Source organism: Sulfitobacter sp. G21635-S1 (assembly GCF_027213915.1).
Classification (GTDB): Bacteria; Pseudomonadota; Alphaproteobacteria; order Rhodobacterales; family Rhodobacteraceae; genus Sulfitobacter.
In genome coordinates this window covers 86088-108742 of the sequence record NZ_JAPWGV010000018.1, presented here as the reverse complement: position 1 = coordinate 108742, position 22655 = coordinate 86088, and the positions used below count along the sequence as shown (strand labels likewise).

19 protein-coding genes are annotated in these 22655 nt (G+C 62.4%); 13 read left to right on the top strand and 6 right to left on the bottom strand.

Annotation, left to right across the window (positions count from 1 at the left end):
* Positions 1–47: 47 nt before the first annotated feature.
* The 4 genes from O4H53_RS17275 to O4H53_RS17260 form a co-directional block, all read right to left on the bottom strand.
* Positions 48–1142 carry an extracellular solute-binding protein gene (locus O4H53_RS17275; RefSeq protein ID WP_269365764.1) on the bottom strand — a complete coding sequence of 365 codons (1095 nt, stop codon included), beginning with the start codon at positions 1140–1142 and terminating at the stop codon, positions 48–50.
* A gap of 112 nt (positions 1143–1254) precedes the next feature.
* Entirely contained in the window at positions 1255–2355 is a 1101-nt protein-coding gene (locus O4H53_RS17270; protein WP_269365762.1) for an ABC transporter ATP-binding protein, read from the bottom strand.
* 152 nt (positions 2356–2507) lie between these two features.
* Positions 2508–3884, bottom strand: a complete 1377-nt coding sequence (locus O4H53_RS17265; RefSeq protein WP_269365760.1) for an aspartate aminotransferase family protein — start codon at positions 3882–3884, stop codon at positions 2508–2510.
* A 13-nt stretch (positions 3885–3897) separates the two neighbouring features.
* A complete protein-coding gene (locus tag O4H53_RS17260) occupies positions 3898–5118 on the bottom strand; it encodes an aminopeptidase P family protein (protein WP_269365758.1) in 1221 nt (406 codons plus the stop codon).
* Between the two features lie 190 nt (positions 5119–5308).
* Here O4H53_RS17260 and O4H53_RS17255 point away from each other — a divergent pair, with 190 nt between their 5' ends.
* From O4H53_RS17255 to O4H53_RS17220, 8 genes are all read left to right on the top strand, one after another.
* Positions 5309–6490 (top strand): M24 family metallopeptidase, encoded by a 1182-nt coding sequence (locus O4H53_RS17255; RefSeq protein ID WP_269365781.1) that lies wholly within the window; start codon positions 5309–5311, stop codon positions 6488–6490.
* A gap of 2 nt (positions 6491–6492) precedes the next feature.
* On the top strand, positions 6493–7650 hold the full coding sequence (gene argE, locus O4H53_RS17250; protein WP_269365756.1) for an acetylornithine deacetylase: 1158 nt from the start codon (positions 6493–6495) through the stop codon (positions 7648–7650).
* 263 nt (positions 7651–7913) lie between these two features.
* The gene (locus O4H53_RS17245; RefSeq protein WP_269365754.1) at positions 7914–8927 is read left to right on the top strand and encodes an NAD-dependent epimerase/dehydratase family protein; all 1014 of its coding nucleotides are present in this window, start codon (positions 7914–7916) and stop codon (positions 8925–8927) included.
* A 10-nt stretch (positions 8928–8937) separates the two neighbouring features.
* The gene (tviB, locus tag O4H53_RS17240; protein WP_269365752.1) at positions 8938–10212 is read left to right on the top strand and encodes a Vi polysaccharide biosynthesis UDP-N-acetylglucosamine C-6 dehydrogenase TviB; all 1275 of its coding nucleotides are present in this window, start codon (positions 8938–8940) and stop codon (positions 10210–10212) included.
* Between the two features lie 252 nt (positions 10213–10464).
* Positions 10465–11772 carry a histidinol dehydrogenase gene (gene hisD / locus O4H53_RS17235; protein WP_269365751.1) on the top strand — a complete coding sequence of 436 codons (1308 nt, stop codon included), beginning with the start codon at positions 10465–10467 and terminating at the stop codon, positions 11770–11772.
* Between the two features lie 90 nt (positions 11773–11862).
* Complete coding sequence (gene comD, locus O4H53_RS17230) at positions 11863–12369, top strand: sulfopyruvate decarboxylase subunit alpha (RefSeq protein ID WP_269365749.1); 507 nt, start codon at positions 11863–11865, stop codon at positions 12367–12369.
* A complete protein-coding gene (gene comE, locus O4H53_RS17225; protein WP_269365747.1) occupies positions 12366–12920 on the top strand; it encodes a sulfopyruvate decarboxylase subunit beta in 555 nt (184 codons plus the stop codon). The genes comD and comE overlap by 4 nt, the downstream gene beginning before the upstream one ends.
* Before the next feature lie 58 nt (positions 12921–12978).
* Positions 12979–14829, top strand: a complete 1851-nt coding sequence (locus O4H53_RS17220) for an FAD-dependent monooxygenase (protein WP_269365746.1) — start codon at positions 12979–12981, stop codon at positions 14827–14829.
* Here O4H53_RS17220 and O4H53_RS17215 read toward each other — a convergent pair.
* Positions 14826–15752 (bottom strand): carbohydrate kinase family protein, encoded by a 927-nt coding sequence (locus O4H53_RS17215; protein WP_269365744.1) that lies wholly within the window; start codon positions 15750–15752, stop codon positions 14826–14828. The two genes, O4H53_RS17220 and O4H53_RS17215, sit on opposite strands and share 4 nt — an antisense overlap.
* 355 nt (positions 15753–16107) lie before the next feature.
* Here O4H53_RS17215 and O4H53_RS17210 point away from each other — a divergent pair, with 355 nt between their 5' ends.
* Positions 16108–17739 carry an alpha-D-glucose phosphate-specific phosphoglucomutase gene (locus O4H53_RS17210; RefSeq protein WP_269365742.1) on the top strand — a complete coding sequence of 544 codons (1632 nt, stop codon included), beginning with the start codon at positions 16108–16110 and terminating at the stop codon, positions 17737–17739.
* Between the two features lie 42 nt (positions 17740–17781).
* Here O4H53_RS17210 and O4H53_RS17205 read toward each other — a convergent pair whose 3' ends face one another.
* The gene (locus O4H53_RS17205; protein WP_269365740.1) at positions 17782–18582 is read right to left on the bottom strand and encodes a helix-turn-helix domain-containing protein; all 801 of its coding nucleotides are present in this window, start codon (positions 18580–18582) and stop codon (positions 17782–17784) included.
* Positions 18583–18731: 149 nt separating this feature from the next.
* Between O4H53_RS17205 and O4H53_RS17200 the strand changes: the two genes are divergently transcribed.
* From O4H53_RS17200 to O4H53_RS17185, 4 genes are read left to right on the top strand one after another with little or no spacing between them, the layout of a single operon-like run.
* Positions 18732–19811: an ABC transporter ATP-binding protein gene (locus tag O4H53_RS17200; protein ID WP_443069613.1), complete on the top strand. Its 1080-nt coding sequence runs from the start codon at positions 18732–18734 to the stop codon at positions 19809–19811.
* A gap of 4 nt (positions 19812–19815) precedes the next feature.
* Positions 19816–20727, top strand: a complete 912-nt coding sequence (locus O4H53_RS17195) for an ABC transporter permease (protein WP_269365738.1) — start codon at positions 19816–19818, stop codon at positions 20725–20727.
* Positions 20720–21520 (top strand): ABC transporter permease, encoded by an 801-nt coding sequence (locus O4H53_RS17190; protein ID WP_269365736.1) that lies wholly within the window; start codon positions 20720–20722, stop codon positions 21518–21520. The genes O4H53_RS17195 and O4H53_RS17190 overlap by 8 nt, the downstream gene beginning before the upstream one ends.
* A gap of 18 nt (positions 21521–21538) precedes the next feature.
* A complete protein-coding gene (locus O4H53_RS17185; RefSeq protein WP_269365735.1) occupies positions 21539–22558 on the top strand; it encodes an ABC transporter substrate-binding protein in 1020 nt (339 codons plus the stop codon).
* The last annotated feature ends 97 nt before the right edge of the window (positions 22559–22655 follow it).

The following is a 22655-nucleotide window of genomic DNA, read 5'->3' as shown; positions in this document are numbered from 1 at the left end:
ATCCGGCCTGCGAAGGGCGGGCCATCAGCGGCCCGCCCGGGTTCAGTTTATTGCGCGAGCCACGCCTGGAATTTCGCGTCGATGTCGTCGCGATAGTCAGCCCAGAACTCGTAGTTGTAGAGGAAGGTGTTGCCAGCGTTTGCCGGATCGGTCGGCATGTGCTGCTTCATGTCCTCGGGCACCAGCGGTGCGGACGACAGGCGTGCCGGACCATAGGAGATGTACTTGGCCTGATCAGCCAGACGCTGGGTGTCGGTGGCGAACTTGATGAAGTCCTTCACACGGTTCAGGCGCGCTTCGTCCAGGCCTTCGGGGATGATCCAGCCATCCAGGTCAAAGACCTGAGCGTCCCACATCATGCCGACGGGCTGGTTCTGCTCTTCGATGACAGAGAACAGGCGACCGTTGTAGGTGGAGCCCATGAAGACTTCGCCGTCTGCCAGAAGCTGGGGCGTATCCGCACCGGCCGACCACCAGATCACGTTGTCCTTGATGGTGTCGAGCTTGGCCAGCGCCTTCTCCTGACCTTCCGGTGTCGCCAGCACGTCATAGACTTCGTCCTTGGCAACGCCGTCACACAGCAGCGCCCATTCCATGTTGTTGATCGGACGCTTTTCCAGCGCACGCTTGCCGGGATAGGTTTCCAGGTCAAACACCGAGCAGATTTCGCTGGGTGCCGCAGCACCTTCGGGCACCATGTCTGTGCGGTAGCCGAATGTGGTCGAATAGACGATCTGCGGGATGTAGCAGTCGGAGACGATCAGGTCGCCGAAGTCATCTTCTGCGGATGTGCCATCGGCGCCTTCGGCCAGCAGCTCATTGGGTTCGTATTCCATCGCCAGACCTTCGTCGCAGAGGCGAATGGCGTCAGACGCCACCACGTCAACGAGATCCCAGGTGATGTTGCCCGCTTCGTTCATCGCGCGCAGCTTGGCCACGGCTTCATTGGAGCTTTCATCCCATACGACATTCACTTCGGGGTGCAGCGCCTGATAGGGCTCAACATAGGCCTTCAACTGGCTGTTCTGATAAGCCCCGCCCCAGGACACGATGGTCATGTCGTTGGACATTTCCTGTGCCAGGGCAACGCCTGCGACTGCGCTGAGCGCGGTCGAAGTTAGTAGGATTTTGGTGAATTTCATTTGGTATTCTCCCAATTTTCTTCCCGTTTTTTCAAGTAAGGCCAATAACAACGGGTTTAGTTACGGGCTTCGTGTTCATCGCGGGCTTGCGCCCGCGACATGACACGCGCGCCTATGCGTCCAGCGCGCGGCAATCTTCTGCCTGCCAGCCGATCTCGACGGTCTGGCCCGGCTCCAAGCGCACCTGGTCGGGCGCATTGCGTGTCTTGACGATGAAGGAATCGTTCCCCGCGACCCTGAGCCGGGTGCGGAAGATGTCCCCCATGTAGATGAATTCGAGCACCTCGGCCTGCAACGTGTGCGCGCCGGGGTTGAGACGCTCCATGTTGAACTCGACCCTTTCGGGCCGGATCGACAGCTGCGTGCGCTCGCCTGCCTTGTTCACGTTGACGGGCATCGCGTCGATCAGGCTGCCATCGTCCAGCTTGACGACCGCCAGCCCGTTCTTGATCTCCTTGACCTCGCCCTGCAACGTGTTGTTCTCGCCGATGAACTGCGCCACGAAACTGTTGCAGGGTTTCTCATAAAGCTCGTCCGGCGGGGCAAGCTGCTGAATGCGCCCGTCTTCAAAGACCGCAACGCGGTCCGACATGGTCAGCGCCTCGGTCTGGTCGTGGGTCACATAGACCACGGTAATCCCGAGGTTGTCGGCGATGTGCTTGATCTCGAACTGCATATGCTCGCGAAGCTGCTTGTCGAGCGCGCCCAATGGTTCGTCCATCAGCACCAGATCGGGTTCGAAAACCAGCGCCCGGGCCAGCGCCACGCGCTGCTGCTGACCACCGGAAAGCTGCGCGGGGCGACGGCCGCCGAAGCGTTCCATCTGCACCATGCCAAGGGCGCGCGCGACTTTTTCTTCGCGCTCGGACTTGCCCATCTTGCGCACTTCCAGCGGGAAGCTGAGGTTCTCTGCAATTGTCATATGCGGGAACAGCGCGTAGTTCTGGAACACCATGCCGATGCCGCGCTTGTGCGGCGAGATGTTGTTGATCGGCTTGCCATCCAGCAGGATGTCGCCATGGGTCGCCGTCTCGAACCCGGCCAGCATCATCAGGCATGTGGTCTTGCCGGAGCCCGATGGCCCGAGCATTGTCAGGAATTCGCCCTTGCCTATCGACAAGTTCAGGTCTTTGACCACAAGCGTTTCGCCATCGTAACTTTTCTGTACGTGATCGAACACGACGAAATCGCCGCCAGTGGCTTTCTCAGACAAATCGCACCTCCCCAGGTGTTATGTTTGTTCCCGCCAATTCAGCGAGTGTTTCCGCCGTTTCGGCAGGTTGGCTTTTAGACAACCACATGCCTCAGGCCTTTGCAACCGGGCAGGTGTGACAAGATACGCTCTGGGGAAAGTGCGATTATTCTTTATGCGACGCCTATGACCTCAACGACCGCTTGGGTTGTTTTTGCGACAATCTCGTCCGCTTCCGCTTCGGTCAGACAGAAGGGCGGCGCGAAACCGATGATGTCGCTTTGCGGCATCGCCCGCCCGATGACACCTTTTGACAGCAGCGCTGCCGCCACCTGTGGGCCGATTTTCCTGGCCGGATCATAGAACGCCCGGTCGCCCCGATTCTCGACCAGTTCCACGGCACAGAGCATCCCGGCACCCCGGACGTCGCCCACATGCGGGTGGTCGCCAAGCGCCTCCTGCATCTTGCGGTGCAGATAGGGCCCCACGGTGGCGGCATTCTCTACCAGTTTCTGATCCTCGATCACCTGCAGGTTCGCGACCCCGGCCGCCGCCCCGATGGGATGCGCGGAATAGGTCCAGCCGTGGCCGAGCGGGCCGTTTTCATCCGTGCCCTGCTCTAGCACCTTCCAGACCCGGTCGGACACGATGGAACCCGACAGCGGCGCATAGGCCGAGGTGAGGCCCTTCGCGATGGTGATGAAATCGGGTTTCAGCCCGTAATGATCGGAGCCGAACATGGTGCCCAGACGGCCAAAGCCCGTCACGACCTCATCGGCAATCAGCGCGATGTCGTGCTTTTGCAGCACCGCCTGGATGGCATCCCAATAGCCCTCCGGCGGCGGCACGATGCCCCCGGTGCCCAGAACCGGCTCCCCGATGAAAGCCGCGATGGTATCGGCCCCCTCCCGGTCGATGATCGCCTCCAGGTCGGCCACGCAATGGGCCACGAACTCCGCCTCGGTCTGGTCGAGGTTCTCGCGGCGGAAGAAGTCCGGCGCGACCGTATGCAGGACCCCCGCCATCGGCAGATCGAACTTGGCGTGGAACAGCCCCAGCCCGGTCAGCGAGCCGGTCATCAGGCCCGATCCGTGGTAACCGCGCCAGCGGCTGATGATCTTTTTCTTCTGCGGCCGGCCCAGGATGTTGTTGTAGTACCAGAGCAGCTTGATGTTGGTCTCGTTCGCGTCTGATCCGCCAAGCCCGAAATAGACCTTCGACATATGCGCAGGCGCGCGTTCCATCACCATCCGGGCCAGCGTGATCGAGGCTTCGGTCCCGTGGCCGGCGTAGGAATGGTAATAGCTCAGCTCATGTGCCTGAGCGGCGATGGCATCGGTGATCGCGCGCTGGCCATAGCCCGCGTTCACGCAATAGAGCCCGGCGAACCCGTCGAGGAGCCGGTTGCCGTCACGGTCGATGATGTGACTGCCCTCGGCCCCCTTGATGATCCGCGCCGGGCTTTCGCCGCGCGCATGCTGCGCCAGATGTGTGGACGGGTGAAAGAAATTCTCGCGGTCCCATTTGTCCAATACGTCGTTCGTCAGCATGTTGCGCGTCCTTCTATGCGTCGATGATGTTCGCTTCCGGGCCATAGGCGAATTTGGTGATATTCTCGACCCCGTTGCCGCCAACCACAAGGATGTCGTGTTCGCGGTAGCCACCTGCCCCGGCAATGCCCTGCGGCACCCAGATCATCGGCTCCATCGACACCACCATGCCCGGCTCCAGAACGGTATCAATATCCTCACGCAGTTCCAACCCCGCCTCCCGGCCATAGTAATGCGACAGGATGCCGAAGGAATGGCCGTAGCCGAAGGATCGGTATTGCAACAGACCCTGATCCGCGAAGAAGCGGTTGATCTCGTCACAGATCCCCGAACAGGTCGCACCGGGGCGGATCAGCGACAGGCCCAGTTCATGCGCCGCCACATTCGCCTCCCACATCCTGCGGCTGGCCTTGTCCGGTTCGCCCATAAACAAGGTGCGTTCCAAAGCGGTGTAATAGCCCGAGATCATCGGAAAGGTATTGAGGCTGAGGATATCGCCCCGCTCCAGTTTGCGCGTCGTGACCGGGTTATGCGCCCCGTCGGTGTTCAGCCCCGACTGGAACCACACCCAGCTGTCGCGCAATTCGCTGTCGGGATGGGCGCGGGCAATCTCAAGCTCCATCGCGTTGCGCCCGGCCATGGCCACGTCGATCTCCCGCGTGCCAGCCCTGATCGCGGCGCGGATCGCCTCTCCGCCATGGTCGGCAATGCGCGCGCCTTCGCGGATCAGGGCGATTTCCTCCTCGGACTTTATCATCCGCGCGGCCATGGTATCGCCCGCGATATCCACCAGTTCGGGCGCGCCCAGCATCTCGGCCAGCGTGTCGCGCGCGGCGAGGGTCAGGTGATCGGCCTCTATCCCCAATCGCCGCGCGCCACCGATCAACCCCGCCACCGCGCGCCAGTAATTGTTCCGCGCCCAGTCGGTGTAGATGACATTATCGCCATGCGACCGACGCCAGGGCTGTCCCGCGTCGATATTGGCGCTGACGGTGGTGCAGGTATCCTGCGTCACCACGCACCCGTAAGGCCGCCCGAAGCTGCAATAGAGAAACCCAGAGTAATAGGCGATGTTGTGCATCGACGTCAGCAGCACCGCGGGAATGTCCCGCGCCGCCATGATCTTGCGCAGCCCGGACAGCCGCCGGTCATATTCGGCCGCCGAAAAAGGCAGCGGTGCCTTGTCGCCGTTGTGGCTGGTGAAGGTCTGCGGGCGGTTGGAAAGATCAGGCATCGAAGTATCCTCAATTGGATCGGACGCGCAGGGCGCGGCCAGGTCAAAGAAAATATCCGGGCGTACAGGATGGGGAAAATGGCCGGAAACTGCGACGCCATCGCGGGCCATATACAAACTGGCTAATGTATTGTGTGCCGCCCTGTCAACGCGTAGCCTCCGCTGACAACTGCAGGAGGCCCCCTTGACCCTGACCGATCCAACGCCGTTTTCACCACAGGAATATGAGCGCCGCCTGAACCTGACCCGTGCCGCCATGGCGCGCGCAGGGATCGACGTGCTGATTGCCACCGATCCATCGAACCAGGCCTGGCTGACGGGCTATGACGGCTGGTCCTTCTACGTCCATCAGGCCGTGATCCTGCCCATTGACGGCACGCCCTTCTGGTGGGGCCGAAGGCAGGACAGCAACGGCGCCCTGCGCACGGTGAACCGGGCCGTCACGGATGTGGAATTCTACACCGATGATTTTGTGCAATCGACAGAGCGTCACCCGATGCAGGACCTCTCCGCCAAGCTTGCGGCGCGCGGGCTGGCACGGGGGCGGATCGGCGTCGAGATGGACAATTACTACTTCTCCGCCAAGGCCCATACGATACTTGTCACCTCCCTGCCCGACGCGACAATCGTTGATGCCACGGCCCTGGTGAACTGGCAACGCGCCGTCAAGTCGGAGGAAGAGCTGACTTTCATGCGCAGGGCCGCGACGATCACCGAAAAGATCATCCAGCTGGCCATCGACCGCGCCGCACCCGGCCTGCGCAAGAATGAACTCGCGGCAGAGATCATGGCATCGGGCATCACAGGCGTTGGCGAAACCTGGGGCGATTACCCCGCGATTGTGCCGCTGATGCCCTCCGGCACCGACGCCGCCGCCCCGCATCTGACCTGGAACGGCGATGTGATGAAGACGGGCGAGGTGACCTTCTTTGAACTCGCCGGCTGCTACCGCCGCTATCATGTGCCGCTGTCGCGCTCTGTCATGCTCGGCACCCCGCCCGACCACATCAAACGCGGCGAAGAAGCGCTGATCGAGGGGCTGGAGGCCGGGCTGGACAAGGCGCGCGCAGGCAACCGGACCCAGGATGTCGCCAACGCCCTTGGCGCCGCGATGGACAAGGCCGGTATCGAACGCGGCGCGCGCTGTGGCTATTCCATCGGCCTCAGCTATCCGCCCGACTGGGGCGAACGCACCATGTCGCTGCGCCCCGAGGACGAAAGCGTGCTGAAACCCGGCATGACCTTCCATTTCATGCCCGGCCTCTGGATGGACGACTGGGGGCTGGAGATCACGGAAAGCATCCTGATCACCGAGGACGGCCCGGCGCAGCCCTTCTGCGGCATCGAACGCAAGCTCTTCATCAAGGACTGACCATGCGACCTCTAGACTCCACCACGGCAATCCTGTCCGATCTCATCGGCTATCCCACCGTTTCCTCGGACAGCAACCTTGCGATCATCGACGATCTGGCCGCGCGTCTGGAAGACGCAGGCGCGCGGGTGGATGTGTATCACGACGACAGCGGGGCCAAGGCCAACCTATATGCCACCATGGGGCCGGAAGTGCCGGGGGGCATCCTGCTGGCCGGACATACGGATGTGGTGCCGATCACCGATCAGATCTGGGCGAGCAATCCCTTTGCCATGACCGAACGGGACGGCCGCCTGTACGGGCGCGGCACCTGCGACATGAAGGGCTTTATCGCCGCCACTGTCGCCCTTGCCCCCCTGTTTGCGGCGAAAGCCACCCGCCGCCCCGTTCACTTTGCATTCACCTATGACGAGGAAACCGGCTGCCTGGGTGCCAAGGCGCTGGCCGACCAACTGGCAACGCGTGGCGACCGCCCGTCGCTTGCCATCATCGGGGAACCCACCGAAATGCGGGTGATCGAAGGCCACAAGGGCTGCTGCGAATATTCCACGCATTTCACCGGGCGCGAGGGCCACGGCTCCCTGCCGCATCTTGGCGTGAACGCGGTGGAATACGCCGTGCGCTACATCACCCGGCTGATGGAGCTGAACGACGAATTGAAAGCCCGCGCGCCTGCGGGCAGCGCCTTTGACCCGCCGCACAGCACCATCAACGTCGGCTCGCTGCACGGGGGCGTGGCGCATAACGTGATACCGGGGTTTGCATCGGTGGAATGGGACATGCGCCCGGTCCAATCCGCCGATTTCCACCACATCAACAAGACAATGCAGGACTATGCCTCCAGGGTCCTGCTGCCGCGGATGCGCGCGGTCTGGCCAGACGCCGATATCGTCACCGAAGTCATCGGCGAAACCATCGGGCTTGAGGTCATGGCCGAGAACGCCGCCCGTGACCTGGTGATGGCGCTGACCGGCGCGAACGGGACCGATGTGGTGTCTTTCGGGACGGAGGCAGGCATTTTCCAGCAGCTTGGCATGGCCGCCGTTGTCTGCGGGCCGGGGTCCATCGAACAGGCCCACAAACCCGACGAATACGTCGCGATCAGCGAACTCGCGGCCTGCATCGACATGCTGGAAGGGCTGGCAGAGCGTTTGGGATAGTGCGGCATCGGCATCGCCCGACTGTCGGCACAGCGGCATCTTCACCCGTGCCAATGGGCGCATGCATACCACCCTTGCGCTTGTATTCCCGCCCCGGCAGGTTGTAAGTGGCCCGCAATTGCCTATTTCCCTGAGGGTCGCCGAAACGCGGGCCCAGCCACCGTGGCACAAAACAAACCCAATCATGTGTCAGGTGTCGCCTTGATCCATTTCCAGATTCACACCCCGGCCCGCCCCGACGCGGGACATGCGGGAACAGGCCGATGACACGCGTACTTGTCACCGGCACCGCCGGCTTCATCGGCTTTCACCTTGCCCGACGCCTGCTGGCCGAAGGGTTCGAGGTGCAGGGCTATGACGCGCTGACCGATTACTACGACGTCACGCTGAAGGAAAAGCGCCACGAGATGCTGCTGGAGAACCCCCGTTTCTCGGCCACGGTGGGCAAGCTGGAAGACGAGGAACTGCTGTGGTCCGTGGCGGAGGCGTTCCAGCCAGAGATCATCGTGCATCTCGCCGGACAGGCCGGCGTGCGTTATTCGCTGGAAAACCCGCGCGCCTATCTCGACAGCAATGTGATCGGCACGTTCAACGTGATGGAAGCGGCGCGCAAGCTGAAGGTCAAACATCTGCTGATGGCCTCGACCTCTTCGGTCTATGGCGCCAACGAAGAAATGCCCTTTGCCGAGATGGACCGGACCGAAACCCAGCTGACCATCTATGCCGCCACCAAGAAGGCGAATGAGAACATGGGCCATGCCTATGCCCATCTGCATGACCTGCCGACGACGATGTTCCGCTTTTTCACGGTTTACGGCACCTGGGGGCGACCTGACCTTGCGCTGTTCAAATTCGTGGATGCCATTCTGGATGGCCGGCCCATCGACATCTACAACCACGGCGACATGTTCCGCGACTTTACCTTTGTCGACGACCTGGTGCGCGGCATCATGCTGCTGATGGAGGCGGTGCCCCAGCGTCCCGCCAGCAAGGACGACATTCCCGAATGGGACAGCCTGTCGCCGGTGGCGCCTTTCCGGGTGGTGAACATCGGTAATTCGCAAAAGGTGCGCCTGCTGGATTTCATCGACGCGATCGAGGCCGAACTGGGCATCGAGGCCAAGCGCAACTACATGCCGATGCAGACCGGCGACGTGCCCGCGACCTGGGCCAATGCGGAGCTGCTGCGCAACCTCACCGGTTACCAGCCCCGGACAGATGTGCGTGACGGCATCGCGCAGTTCGTGGCATGGTTCCGCGACTATTACGGCAGGTAAGGTGGCCAGGATGGGTGCCGGGGCGGAAAAGATCGCGATCATCGGACTGGGCTATGTCGGCCTGCCGCTTGCCGTGGCCTTTGGCAGGCAGCGCCCCGTGGTCGGCTTTGACATCAGCGCCGAGAGGATCGCGGACCTGCGCGCGGGCCGTGACCGCACGCGCGAGACCTCGGCGGAGGAGCTGGCAGAGGCCCGGCACCTCGGCTTTGCAACCGATCCGGCAGAAATTGCCGATTGCACCATCTACATCGTCACCGTGCCCACCCCCATCGACGCCCACAAGCGCCCCGATCTGGGTCCCCTGCGCGGTGCCGCAGAGACCGTCAGCCGGGTGCTGAAACCCGGCGACCTCGTGATATTCGAAAGCACGGTCTATCCCGGTGCGACCGAAGAAGACTGCGTGCCGATCCTCGAACGTGGCTCCGGCCTGCGGTTCAACGTCGATTTCTTTTGCGGCTACAGCCCCGAGCGGATCAATCCCGGCGACAAGTTGCACCGCCTGCCCGACATCCGCAAGGTCACCGCCGGTTCGACGCCCGAGGCGGCGGACCGCGTTGACGCGCTTTATGCCCAGATCATCACCGCGGGCACCTACAAGGCCGAAAGCATCCGCGTGGCCGAAGCCGCGAAGGTGATCGAGAACACCCAGCGGGACCTGAACATCGCCCTGATGAATGAACTGGCGATCATCTTTGGCCGGATGGGCATCGACACCGACGCGGTATTGCGCGCCGCCGGGACCAAGTGGAATTTCCTGCCCTTCAAGCCCGGTCTGGTGGGCGGACATTGCATCGGGGTCGATCCCTACTACCTGACCCACAAGGCCGAGCAACTGGGCTATGATCCCCAGATCATCCTGGCGGGGCGGCGGCTGAACGACGGGATGGGCGCCTATATGGCGGGCCAGCTGGTCAAGGCAATGATCAAGCGTGACATCGCCATCGGTGGTGCGCGGGTGCTGGTGCTGGGGCTGACCTTCAAGGAAAACTGCCCCGACCTGCGCAATACCCGCGTGATCGACCTGATCCGCGAATTGCGCGACTATGGCGCGGAGGTCGATGTGCATGACCCCTGGGTCGATCCGGCAGAAGCCCAGCGCGAATTCGGCATCGACATGGTGCAAACCCCCGCCGAGGGTGCCTATGATGCGGTTGTCCTCGCCGTTGCCCATGCGGAGTTCAGTGAGGCCGGAGCCGCCGCCCTGCGCGCCCATGGCAAAGCCGCGCAGGTTTTCTACGACATCAAGAGCGTCTTTGGCCCCGGGGACAGCGACCTGCGGGTCTGAACCTGCCGCGCCCCCGCGGGACGCCCCGATATTTCGGATAGCCAATTGACAGATTTCGATTTGCTTAATCTGAAAACTGGACTCATAAGATTATCCGCAAAAACGCCGCGGCTGCATTGACGCGGCACATCCTCCAGATGCACAGATTAACTGCGACTTCTGGCAGGCACCGCCGGGACGCTCTCTGACAGATCGCCAGAGGGCAGCCCTTCCGGACATGCCGTTTTCTGAAAACTGCAAACAGGAATCCCCATGGCCCGTGAATACCTGAAGAGAGCCACGCTGACCGCAAAATCGGATGCCTCCGAAGTGCATGAGACGGTCAAGACGATCCTTGCCGATATAGAGACGGGCGGCGATGCCAAGGCGATGGAATACGCCGCCAGGTTCGACCGCTACGAAGGCAATGTTCTGATGACCCCGGAGGAGATCGAAGCCGCCTGCGCGCTGGTGCCGGAGAAACTGAAAGCAGATATCCGGTTTGCACATGACAACGTGAAACGCTTTGCCGAAAAGCAGAAAAGCACCATGTCGGACATGGAGATCGAGATCGTGCCCGGCCTGATCGCGGGGCAAAAGGCGATTCCGGTGGATGCGGCGGGCTGCTATGTGCCCGGCGGGCGCTACAGCCATATTGCCAGTGCGATCATGACGGTGACCACCGCCAAGGTCGCGGGTTGCCGTCACATCACCGCCTGTTCGCCGCCGCGCCCGGGTGTCGGCGTGGCCCCTGCCATCGTCTATGCCGCCCACATCAGCGGCGCGGACCGGATCATGGCAATGGGCGGTGTGCAGGGCGTGGCCGCGATGACCTTTGGCCTGTTCGGCCTTCCGCCTGCCAATATCCTTGTCGGTCCCGGCAACCAGTTCGTCGCCGAGGCCAAGCGCATCCTGTTTGGTCGCGTGGGCATCGACATGATCGCCGGCCCCACGGACAGCCTCATTCTGGCCGATGCGCAGGCCGATCCGATGGTGGTGGCGACCGACCTCGTGAGCCAGGCGGAACATGGCTACAACTCTCCGGTCTGGCTGGTCACCGATGACCGTGCGCTGGCGGAGAAGGTCATGGATCTGGTGCCGGGGCTGATCGAGGACCTGCCCGAGGTGAACCGCGAAAACGCCTTTGCCGCGTGGCGCGATTATGCAGAGGTGATCCTGTGTTCCGACCGCGCGGAAATGGCCGCCTGTTCCGATGGTTATGCGCCCGAGCACCTGACCGTCCAGGCGGATGATCTGGATTGGTGGCTGGCGCATCTGACCTGCTATGGCTCGTTGTTTCTGGGCGAGGAAACCACCGTGTCTTATGGCGACAAGGCAACCGGGACCAACCACGTGCTGCCGACCTCCGGTGCGGCCAGCTATACCGGCGGGCTTTCGGTCCACAAGTACATGAAAATCGTGACATGGCAGCGCGCCACGCGCGAAGGCTCCAAACCCGTGGCACTGGCCACCGCCCGCATTTCGCGGCTGGAGGGGATGGAGGGACACGCCCGCGCAGCAGACGTGCGTCTGGCGAAGTATTTCCCGGACGAAACCTTTGATCTGACCGCGGATGGCTGATCGCCGCAGCCGCCGCATGTTACAGTGCGTGCCAGACCTCTTCCCGTTAATCGCGCGTCCCGGCGCGCCCACCGAAAGGCAAGACAACCGATGAACATCGACAGGAAGATCGCGGATGATCTTGTTGCCAACGACATCTCCTTTGTCACCACCGTGCCCTGCAAGCAGCTGGCCGGCGTGATCGAGGAGATCGACGCGCGCGACGACATCTTCCACATCCCCGCCAACAAGGAGGACGAGGGCATGGGCCTCTGTGCCGGGGCCTTCATGGGCGGCAAGCGGCCTGCCATCATCATGCAGAACACCGCCATCGGGGTGACGATCAACACGCTCGCCACGCTGATCCAGTATTACCGGATGCCGCTGCCGATGATCATCTCCTACCGGGGCGAATTGCGCGAACCCGTGGCCTGTCAGGTGGAGATGGCGGTGCACACCAAGGCACTGCTGGCGCAGCTGAACATCCCCACCTACCACTTCCACTGGCAGAAGGATGTCGAGGAGTTCGACAACATCCTGAAATACACCTTCATGTGCAACAAACCCGTGGCGATCCTGACCGATGCCAATTTCTGGGGAGGCTATGGCGACCAATGATCCGTTCCGAAATCCTGAAAGAGATCGCACCGATCATCCGTGACCATCTGGTGGTCTGCAACATCGGCATCCCCAGCCAGGAGCTGCATGCCATCGACGACCAGCCCACCAATTTCTACATGCTGGGCACCATGGGGCTGGCCTCGTCCATCGGGCTGGGGCTGGCGCTAGCGCAACCCAAGCCGGTGATCGCCATCGACGGCGACGGTTCCGTCCTGACCAACCTCGGCACCCTGCCCACCATCGCCAATAACGTGGCAGACAATTACATCCTGATGATCATCGACAATGGCTCCTATGGGTCCACCGGGGATCAGCCGACCTATGCGGGCAAGAAGACCAGGCTTGAGAAAGTGGCCGAGGCCTGCGGCTGCGAAAACGTGGTGACCTGTCAGGGCGAAGATACCGGCAAGGTGCTTCAGGCGGCGCTGGCGTCGGGAAAGATGACCGTGATTGTCGTCAAATGCGACAGCGGCAATGCCAGGCATCCGGTGATCACGATGGACCCGGTGGTGATCCGTGACCGCTTCATGAAGGCCGTGCAGGCATAAGGCGCAGCCCTGGGGGACCTGTCAGGCGCATACCACCCTGGCCGCAAGGAGGACTTTCATGCAATTCCATCTGAACGGTTTCCGCCCCGGTGACCCGGCAGTCGCTGACCATACCGCCAGGCCCGCACCGGCCGATACATTGGACGTGCTGATCGTGGGCTGCGGCCCGGCCGGGCTGACGCTGGCCACACAATTGTCCGCCTTCCCAGAGATCACCACCCGCATCCTGGAACGCAAACCCGGCCCGCTGGAGGTTGGTCAGGCCGATGGCATCGCCTGCCGCTCGATGGAGATGTTCGAGGCATTCGGATTTGCCGAGAAGGTGCAAAGGGAAGCCTATTGGGTGAATGAGGTCGCCTTCTGGCGGCCCGGTCCCGATCGCAAGGAGATCACCCGCGCCGACCGCATCCTGGACACGGAGGAAGGCCTGTCGGAGTTCCCCCATACCATCCTCAATCAGGCACGGGTGCATGATTTCTACCTCGATGTCATGCGCAACAGCCCGACCCGACTGGCACCGGATTATAATCGGTCACTGGTGTCCCTGACCCGGACCGATGATGCCGATTACCCGGTCCGGGCCGTCTTTGACTGCCTTGACGCCCCCGGTACGCAGGAAACCCTGCGCGCCCGCTATGTGGTCGGATGCGACGGCGCGCGCAGCACGGTCAGGGCCGGGATGGGCCTTCACCTCAAGGGCGAAGCGACCCGGCAGCTATGGGGGGTGATGGACATACTGGCAGTCACCGATTTCCCCGACATCCGTCTGAAATGCGCCATCCAGTCCGCGGGTCAGGGCAGCATCCTGATCATCCCGCGCGAGGGCGGCTACATGGTGCGGATGTACATCGAAATGGACGTGCTGCATGGCGATGAGCGCGCCGCTGACAAGAACCTGACCGCAGAGGCGCTGATCGCCAGGGCGCAGGCCATCATGGCCCCCTATGCGCTTGACGTGAAACAGGTCGCCTGGTGGTCGGCCTATGAGATCGGGCAACGGGTCTGCGACAGTTTCGACGATGCAGCTGAAGGCGGGCAAGCCCCGCGCATCTTCATCGCGGGTGACGCCTGCCATACCCATAGTCCCAAGGCGGGACAGGGCATGAATGTCTCCATGGCCGATGCCTTCAACCTGGGTTGGAAGCTGGCCGCCGTCTTGCGTGGACAGGCGGATGCCGCGCTGTTGAATACCTATTCAGAAGAACGCCGCGCCAAGGCGAAGGAGCTGATCGACTTTGATCGCGACATGGCCCGGTTGTTCAGCGCCAAACCGGCCTCCCCCGCCGAGGCCGCGCAGTTCCAGCGCTATTTCCGTCAACATGGCCGCTATACGGCAGGGGTCGAGACCCGCTACGACCCGTCGGTCCTGACGGCGGACGGGACGCATCAAGCGCTGGCAACCGGCCTGCCCATCGGGATGCGGTTCCATTCCGCCCCGGTGATCCGGGTGGCCGATGCAAGGCCCATGCAGCTTGCCCACACGATCAAGGCCGATGGGCGCTGGCGGCTCATCGCCTTTTCGGGCCGGAACGATACCGGTGCGCCCGGCGGGCCGATGGCCCAGCTCTGCGCGGGGTTGGCGCTGCGGGTGCCCGACGGTGACCCGGACGCGGTTCTGGATGTCAGGGCCGTATTCCAGCACCCCCACCGCAGCCTGCAGATCGACCGGATGCCTGCCCTGCTCTTGCCCCGCAAGGGGCGGTTTGGTCTGATCGACTATGAGAAAATCTTTGCCGCCGATCCGGCGGCGGGCCGGGATATCTTCGACCTGCGCGGCATCGACCGTGACAGGGGCGCGATGGTGCTGGTGCGGCCCGACCAATATGTCGCGGCGATCCTGCCGCTGGGCGATCTGGCGGGGTTTGATACCTTCCTTGCAGGCACGCCTCTGCGCTGGGGTAGCCCTTAGAGTTCCCGCGCCCAGGGCGGGTTCGCGCCCGCGCGGGAGACGGTCACCGCCGCCACGCGCGCGCCAAAGGTCAGCGCATCAGTCACCGCCTGTGTCGTCAGCCCGCGCAGGGCATCTTTGCTGAGCAACCCCTGCTCGGTAAGGCTGGCCAGAACGCCCGCGTTGAAAGTATCGCCGGCCCCCACGGTATCGACCACCTCGGCCCGCAAGGCGGGCACGGTCACCTCGGTGCCATCGGCCAAATAGGCCGTCGCCCCTTCCCCGCCGCGCGTCACAATGACCAGCGCCGGCCCGTGACCCAGCAGCGCTCTGACCTTGTCCGGCACGGGCATCGGATCAGGGTGAAGCCAGGTCAGATCCTCGTCAGAGACCTTGACGATGTCCGCCTGCCGCAGCATCGCCCCCAGCCGGGTGCGAAAGCGGTTCGCATCGCGGACAAAACCGGGACGGATGTTCGGGTCGATCATCACCGCACGTCCCGCCCCCGCCTGCGCCAGCAGATCCGCATAGGTATCGGCACAGGGCTCGCAGGCCAGGCTGATTCCGCCAAAATAGAGCGCCGTCACATCATCGCCCACCTGCGGCAGTTCCTGCGGCGACAGCATCCGCCCGGCAGAATTCTCATCATAGAACATGTAGCTGGCCTGCCCGCCGTTCAGCTCGACAAAGGCCAGTGTCGTCGGGCGGTCGGCATGGACCACATGGGCGGTGTCCACCCCGTTTGCCGTCAGCGCCGCCGACAGCAGCTTGCCGAAGGAATCGGTCGAAATGCCCGTCAGCATCCCCGCAGGCACGCCAAGACGCCCCAGCGCGATGGCCGTGTTGAAGATCGCCCCGCCCACATGCGGCGCAAACCCGCTGTCGCCCGATGGGCCGGGGATTGGCAACATGTCAATCAGGGCCTCGCCCGCGCACAGGATCATGAACTTTCCCCCCGGAGTACCGCCGCGCCCGCGCGCGGCCTTGCCCCATAGTGGATGAAAGCCTGGCCTCCGGATGTCAAGAATAATAAATCAATCTAGTTTATTAATTCGGCAAATCAGGCAGCGCAGCACCGGTTTTCCGTTGAGGCCCATGGATGTCCGCTCTATTCGGATCAGGTGTGGTGCTGCATCGCGGCACAGGCCGGAACCCTTTCGTGCCGCCGGGTGTTCCCTGACCAGCGTGGTTACGCCGGCCTGCTCAACCGCCCCTTGCACGGGCCGCCAACTTGCTGTCCGATGCGGCCAGGCCAATTCCAGACCGAAGAACAGTTAGATTAAGACAAAAGGTAATTTCATGACGACACTCACCCAGGACTGCACCCCTTTCGAGGGGCAAAAACCCGGCACTTCGGGCCTGCGCAAGAAAACCCGCGTCTTCATGGAGCCGGGCTATGTGGAATGTTTTGTCCAATCCGTTTTCAACGCCATCGAAGGGGTCGAGGGCAAGACCCTTGTCATCGGGGGGGACGGAAGGTTCTTCAACGCCGAGGCGATCCAGACCATTCTGCGGATGGCTGCAGCCAACGGGGCAAAACGCGCCATTGTCGGCAAGGATGGGCTGCTCTCCACGCCGGCGGCATCGCACCTGATCCGCAAGCGCGGTGCCTCCGGCGGGCTGATCCTGTCGGCCAGCCACAATCCCGGCGGGATCGACGCGGATTTCGGCCTGAAATACAATGTCTCCAACGGCGGTCCGGCCCCCGAGAGCGTGACCGCCGCGATCTATGACGAAACCAGGTCCATCAGCAGCTACAAGACGCTGGACACCGACGACATCGACCTGGGCGATCCGGGCGAGACGACACTGGGCGGCATGACGGTCGAAATCGTCGACCCGGTTGCCGCCTATGCCGTGTTGATGGAAAAACTCTTTGACTTCGACGCCATCAAAGGGCTGTTTCAGGCCGGGTTCACCATGCGCTTCGATGCGATGCATGCCGTCACCGGCCCCTATGCCAGGGCGATTCTTGAGGAAAAGCTGGGCGCGCCCGAAGGCACCGTGCTGAACGGCGTGCCCTCTGTCGATTTCGGCAAGGGCCATCCGGACCCGAACCCGATCTGGGCAAAGCCGCTGGTCGACATGGTGATGGCCGAAGACGGCCCCGATTTCGCTGCCGCCTCGGATGGGGACGGGGACCGCAACATGATCCTCGGCCGCGGCGTTTACGTGACCCCCTCTGACAGCCTTGCCGTGCTGGCGGCGAATGCCCATCTGGCGCCGGGCTACAAGGAGGGGATTGCGGGCGTTGCGCGCTCGATGCCCACCAGCCGCGCCTGTGACCGCGTGGCAGAGGCCATGGGCATCGCCTGTTTCGAAACCCCCACGGGGTGGAAGTTCTTCGGCAACCTGCTGGACGCGGGCAAGGTGACGCTCTGCGGCGAGGAAAGCGCCGGCACCGGCAGCAGCCATGTGCGCGAAAAGGATGGGCTCTGGGCGGTGCTGCTCTGGCTCAACATCATCGCGGTGCGCGGCCAGTCGGTGCATCACATCCTCAAGGATCACTGGAAGGAATACGGCCGCAACTATTACTCGCGGCATGATTACGAGGCCGTCGACGCCACTGCCGCAGCCGGGCTGATGAGTGCGCTCGAAGCGGCACTGCCCGATCTGCCCGGCCAGCGCCCTGCCGGGCTGATGATCACGGAGGCTGACCAGTTTTCCTACCACGATCCGGTGGACGGTTCGGTGAGCGAGAACCAGGGCCTGCGGATCAATTTCGAAGGCGGCGCGCGCGGCGTGCTGCGCCTGTCCGGCACCGGGACCGAAGGGGCGACGCTGCGGGTCTATCTGGAACGCTATGAACCCTCCGGGGGCGATCTGGAAATCGAAACGCAAGCAGCCCTGGCCCAGGTCGCGGCGGCGGTGGCGGAACTCAGCGATCTGGAAAAACGCACCGGCAGGACGAAACCCGACGTGATGACCTGAGGGTGGCGGGTGGTGTGACCTGAGGCGTCGCACCCCACCCGTTCAGAACAGGTCTTTCAGCGCCGCGAACAATTCCGCCTGCGAGGAAATGTCGAGCTTTCGGTAGATGTTGCGCCGGTGCACCTTGACCGTTGCGCGCGTGATACCAAGGTCAAGCGCCGCCGACAGGTTCGAATGCCCCTGCAGGATCAGCGCAGCCAGTTGCGCCTCCCGCCGGGTCAGGACCGTGCCGGACAGAGCGGTGACGTGATCGCGGATGATCGTGTCCAGCGGGCTGTGGACCGGCGGCTGGACCCTTTCGCCCAACTGGTCCTGACGATACTCGCAGTACTGGCGCAGCAGCTCCAGCATGACAGGGCTGAAATGGCGCAGGCATTGCAACTCCTTGCGTTTGAAACGCCCCTGCCCGGCTTGCCTGCTCATCGACAGATGGCCCGTGGCACCGCCCTTGAGATCGACCAGCAGACCAACCTCGTCGCAGATTTCGGTCTTGCAGTAGTACTGAAGGTAATATTCCCCGGAAAAGAACCGGTCCGGCGCGATCTCGGACAGCCGGTACATTGCACCGGGCGAAGCCCGCTTGCGCATCTGGAAGAACGGATCAAGCCGATAGGATCCGTCGAGGTAATGGCGCGGATAGGAGGTTTTGAGCGAACAATCCGCCAGCCAGCTGTCCAGCGCCTGCGGCGTGCCGCTGTCGCTGAACCGCAGGATCAGGAAGGTATCAAAGCGCAGTCGCGCGCGCAGTAGCCTGCGAAAATGCTCAAAGAACGATTCGTCCTTGCAATGGGCAAATGCCCGCTGGAGGCGAAGCACATCACCCTCTCTGAGCATCTCTGTCATTTCTAACCCCCAAAAGACCAAACATTAGTCATTTAATACCCCCGTGGGGGTATTTTTTCGCCAGACTATTGCAGCAATCATTCGATTGCATGGTGTTTGCCCAAGTCTCGGGCGACGTTGAGAAGACCATAACAGGGGGAACGCTAAAAGTGGCGACAGCCATCAGTGTACGCAATCTGCGCAAGGTCTATCCGGGACAACCGCCCGTCGTTGCGTTGGCGGATGCCAGCATCGACATCAAGGACAACGAATTTTTCACCCTGCTGGGTCCGTCGGGCTGCGGCAAGACAACCTTGCTGCGGATGATCGCCGGGTTCGAGCACCCGACGGCAGGCAGTCTGACCATGCATGGTGAAAACCTGCTGGAGTTGCCGCCCTACAAGCGGCCGGTGAACACGGTATTCCAGAGCTATGCCCTGTTCCCGCATCTGACCGTGGCCCAGAACATCAGTTTCGGCCTTGAAATGCTGGGCAAACCCAAGGCGGAGATCGGCCGGACCGTCGACGAGATGATGGCGCTGGTCAAGATGACGGAGATGGCAGACCGCCAGACCGGCCAGATCTCCGGCGGCCAGCAGCAGCGCGTGGCACTGGCCCGTGCCCTGGCCCCCAAGCCGCGCGTGCTGTTGCTGGACGAGCCGCTCAGCGCGCTGGATTTCAAGCTGCGCAAGGACATGCAGCTGGAACTCAAACGCCTGCAGATGGAGACCGGGATCACCTTTGTCTTTGTCACCCACGATCAGGAAGAGGCGCTGACCATGTCGGACCGGATCGCGGTGATGAACGCGGGCGAAATCCGGCAGATCGGCAACCCCCGGCAGATCTACGACCAGCCCGCCGAGCGCTTTGTCGCGGATTTCATCGGGGATACCAATTTCCTGCCCGCAGAGCTGATCGAGACTGCCGGGCAAACCGCCACGATACGCCTGTCATCCGGCAAACAGATCGCGGCCCGCGCCGCCGAAAGCGGATCGCAAAAGGGCAAGGTCACGCTCGCCGTGCGGCCCGAACACGCCAGCATCGGCCCCGAGGCCGAGGGCCTGCTGGCCGGCACCCTGGGCGAAGTTGTCTATTTCGGGACCGACACGCATTACCATGTGGCGCTGGAGGACGGGACCGGCTTTGTGGTGCGTCAGCAGAACCGCCCGGATGCGACGTCGCAGTTTTCCTCCGGCGACCGGGTCGGCGTGCATTTTGCACCCGGCATCGGTCAGGTCCTGAAGGATTGACCTGATGGCCGATCTGTCCTCTGCCGCCGAGACTCAGGCCAGCCGCCGCCGCTGGCTGCTGCTGGCACCTGCCCTGTTCATCCTTGTCTTCGCCGCAGCCGGACCTTTGCTGATCACGCTGGTCTATTCCTTCCTGACCCCCGGCGATTACGGCGGTGTCGAATGGCAGGCTTCCTGGCAGGCCTGGTTCAACGTGGTCATGGAACGCGACATCTTCGACGATACGCTGGGCTGGTCCGACGCGCATCTGAGTATCTTCTGGCGCTCGGTGAAACTGTCGCTGATGACCACGGTGCTCTGCCTTTTCTTCGGCTTTCCCACCGCCTATTTCATCGCGACCCGCCCGAAAAAGCAGCGCGATCTGTGGATGCTGCTGATCATCATTCCGTTCTGGACCAACCTGCTGATCCGCACCTTCGCGGTGGTAGAGTTGATCCGGGCGGAAGGCACGGTCAACACGCTGCTGATCTGGCTGGGAATCATCGACACACCGATCCAGATGCTGTTCACCGAATTCTCGATCCTGCTCGGCATGGTCTATGTCTATCTGCCCCTGATGGTGCTGCCGCTCTATGCCTCGATGGAGCGGCTGGATTTCAGCCTGGTCGAGGCCGGATACGACCTTTACGCCACGCGCCTGAAAGTGCTGCGCCGGGTGATCCTGCCGCTGGTCAAACCGGGGGTCATCGCCGGGTCGATCCTGGTCTTCGTGCCTTCGCTGGGCGCCTACGTGACGCCCCGCGTCATGGGCGGCGGCAACCAGCTGATGATCGGCAACCTGATCGAGCTGCAGTTCGGCCAGGGCCGCAACTGGCCGCTGGGGGCGGCGCTGTCGATCACGCTGCTGGCCATCGTGATGGTGGCCCTGATGGCCTACGTCCGCGCCGCCGGGAACCAGGAGCCGCATCGTGTCTAAGGCATTCAACGTCAGCCGGCAAAACGGCTTCACCACCATTGCGATCACCTGTTTCGTACTGCTTTACCTGCCGATCATCCTGCTGGTGGTCTATTCCTTCAACTCCGGCACCTCCGTCGCGATCTGGGAGGGGTTCTCCTGGCGCTGGTATCAATCCGCATGGCAAAACGACCAGGTGCAGGAGGCCACCGTGCGCAGCCTGATCATCGCACTTTGGGCCTCTGCCATCTCGACCACCTGCGCGGTGCTGGCCGCCCTTGCCACAACCCGCACGCGCAAGTTCAAGGGACAGGCGGCGGTCTTTGCCATGATCAACCAGCCCCTGATGGTGCCCGAGATCGTGACCGCGGTGGCGCTGCTGATCTTCTTCGCGATGATAAAGGTCGCGACCGGCTATACCGGGCTGGCCTATCTGATCGTCGCGCATTCCGCCTTTTGCATCCCCTTTGCCTACCTGCCGATCCGGGCGCGGCTGCAAGGCATGGACCTGAGCCTGGAACAGGCCGCCGCCGACCTCTATGCCACCCCTTTCAAGGTGTTCCGCCGGGTCACCCTGCCCCAGCTCTGGCCGGGAATTCTGGCCGGGGCGATGCTGGCCTTCGTGATTTCGCTGGACGATGTGGTGATCACGGAGTTTGTTAAATCCGCAGGACAGGATACGCTGCCGACCTACATGCTCGGCCAGTTGCGGCGGGTGGTCACGCCAGAGGTCAATGCGATCTCGACCGTACTGTTTGGCATCTCGGTGACCTTCGTCATCGCGTTCACCGTGCTGGGCAAAATCAAAAACTAAGCCAACGGGAGTAAGACAATGAAAAAGACACTGACGGCCCTGACACTGGTGCTGGCCACACCTGCCTTTGCCGAAGGGCAGCTGAACATCTACAACTGGGGCAATTACACCAGCCCCGAGATGATCGAGAAGTTCGAGGCAGAAACCGGGATCAAGGTGACGATCACGGATTACGACAGCAATGATACCGCGCTGGCCAAGATCAAGGCTGGCGGTCACGGGTTTGATATCGTGGTCCCCTCGGGCACCTATGTGCCGATCTTCATCGGCGAGGGGCTGCTGATGGAAAGCAAGCCCAACGAGATGGAGAATTTCAAGAACATGGATCCGCAATGGGTCGATGTGGAATTCGACCCGGGCCGGAACTACACCGTGCCATGGCAATGGGGCACCGTGGGGGTGACCGTGAACACCTCGATTTATGACGGCGACATCAATACCGCTGCCATGGTCTTTGACCCGCCCGAAGAGCTCAAGGGCAAGATCAACGTGGTCCCTGAAATGAATGACGTGATGGGCATGGCGATCCATTATGTCGGTGGCGACCAATGCACCGCCGACAAGGAAGTCCTGAAAAAAGTGCGCGATACCCTTGTCGAGGCCAAGAAGAACTGGCTGTCGATGGACTATGGCATGATCGAGAAATTCGCCAAAGGCGATGTCTATGCCGGGGTGAACTGGAACGGCGCCTCCATGCGGTCGCGCAACCAGAACCCGGACATCGCTTTCGGCTATCCGCAGGAAGGCTATCCGGTCTGGATGGACAATGCCGCGATCCTCACAGATGCGCAGAACGTGGAAGAGGCCAAGACCTTCCTCAACTTCATCATGGACCCCGAAAACGCCGCGATGCTCTCGGCATTTGCCCGTTATGCAAACGGGATCGCAGGGTCCGAGGCCTTCATGCCCGACGACATGAAGACCGCGCCGGAAATCGTGGTCCCTGAAGAGCTGAAAGGGGCCGCCTATGTGGCCAAGACCTGCCCGCCGGAAGCAACCAAGATCTACACCGCGATCTGGACCGAACTGCAGAAGTAAACCGAGAGGCAGCCGCGATCCTGCATCGCGGCTGTCGCCTGTCCCGGAGTTTTCAAAAACTCCGGACCGATTTCTTCAAAGAAATCGCCCCCTCCAC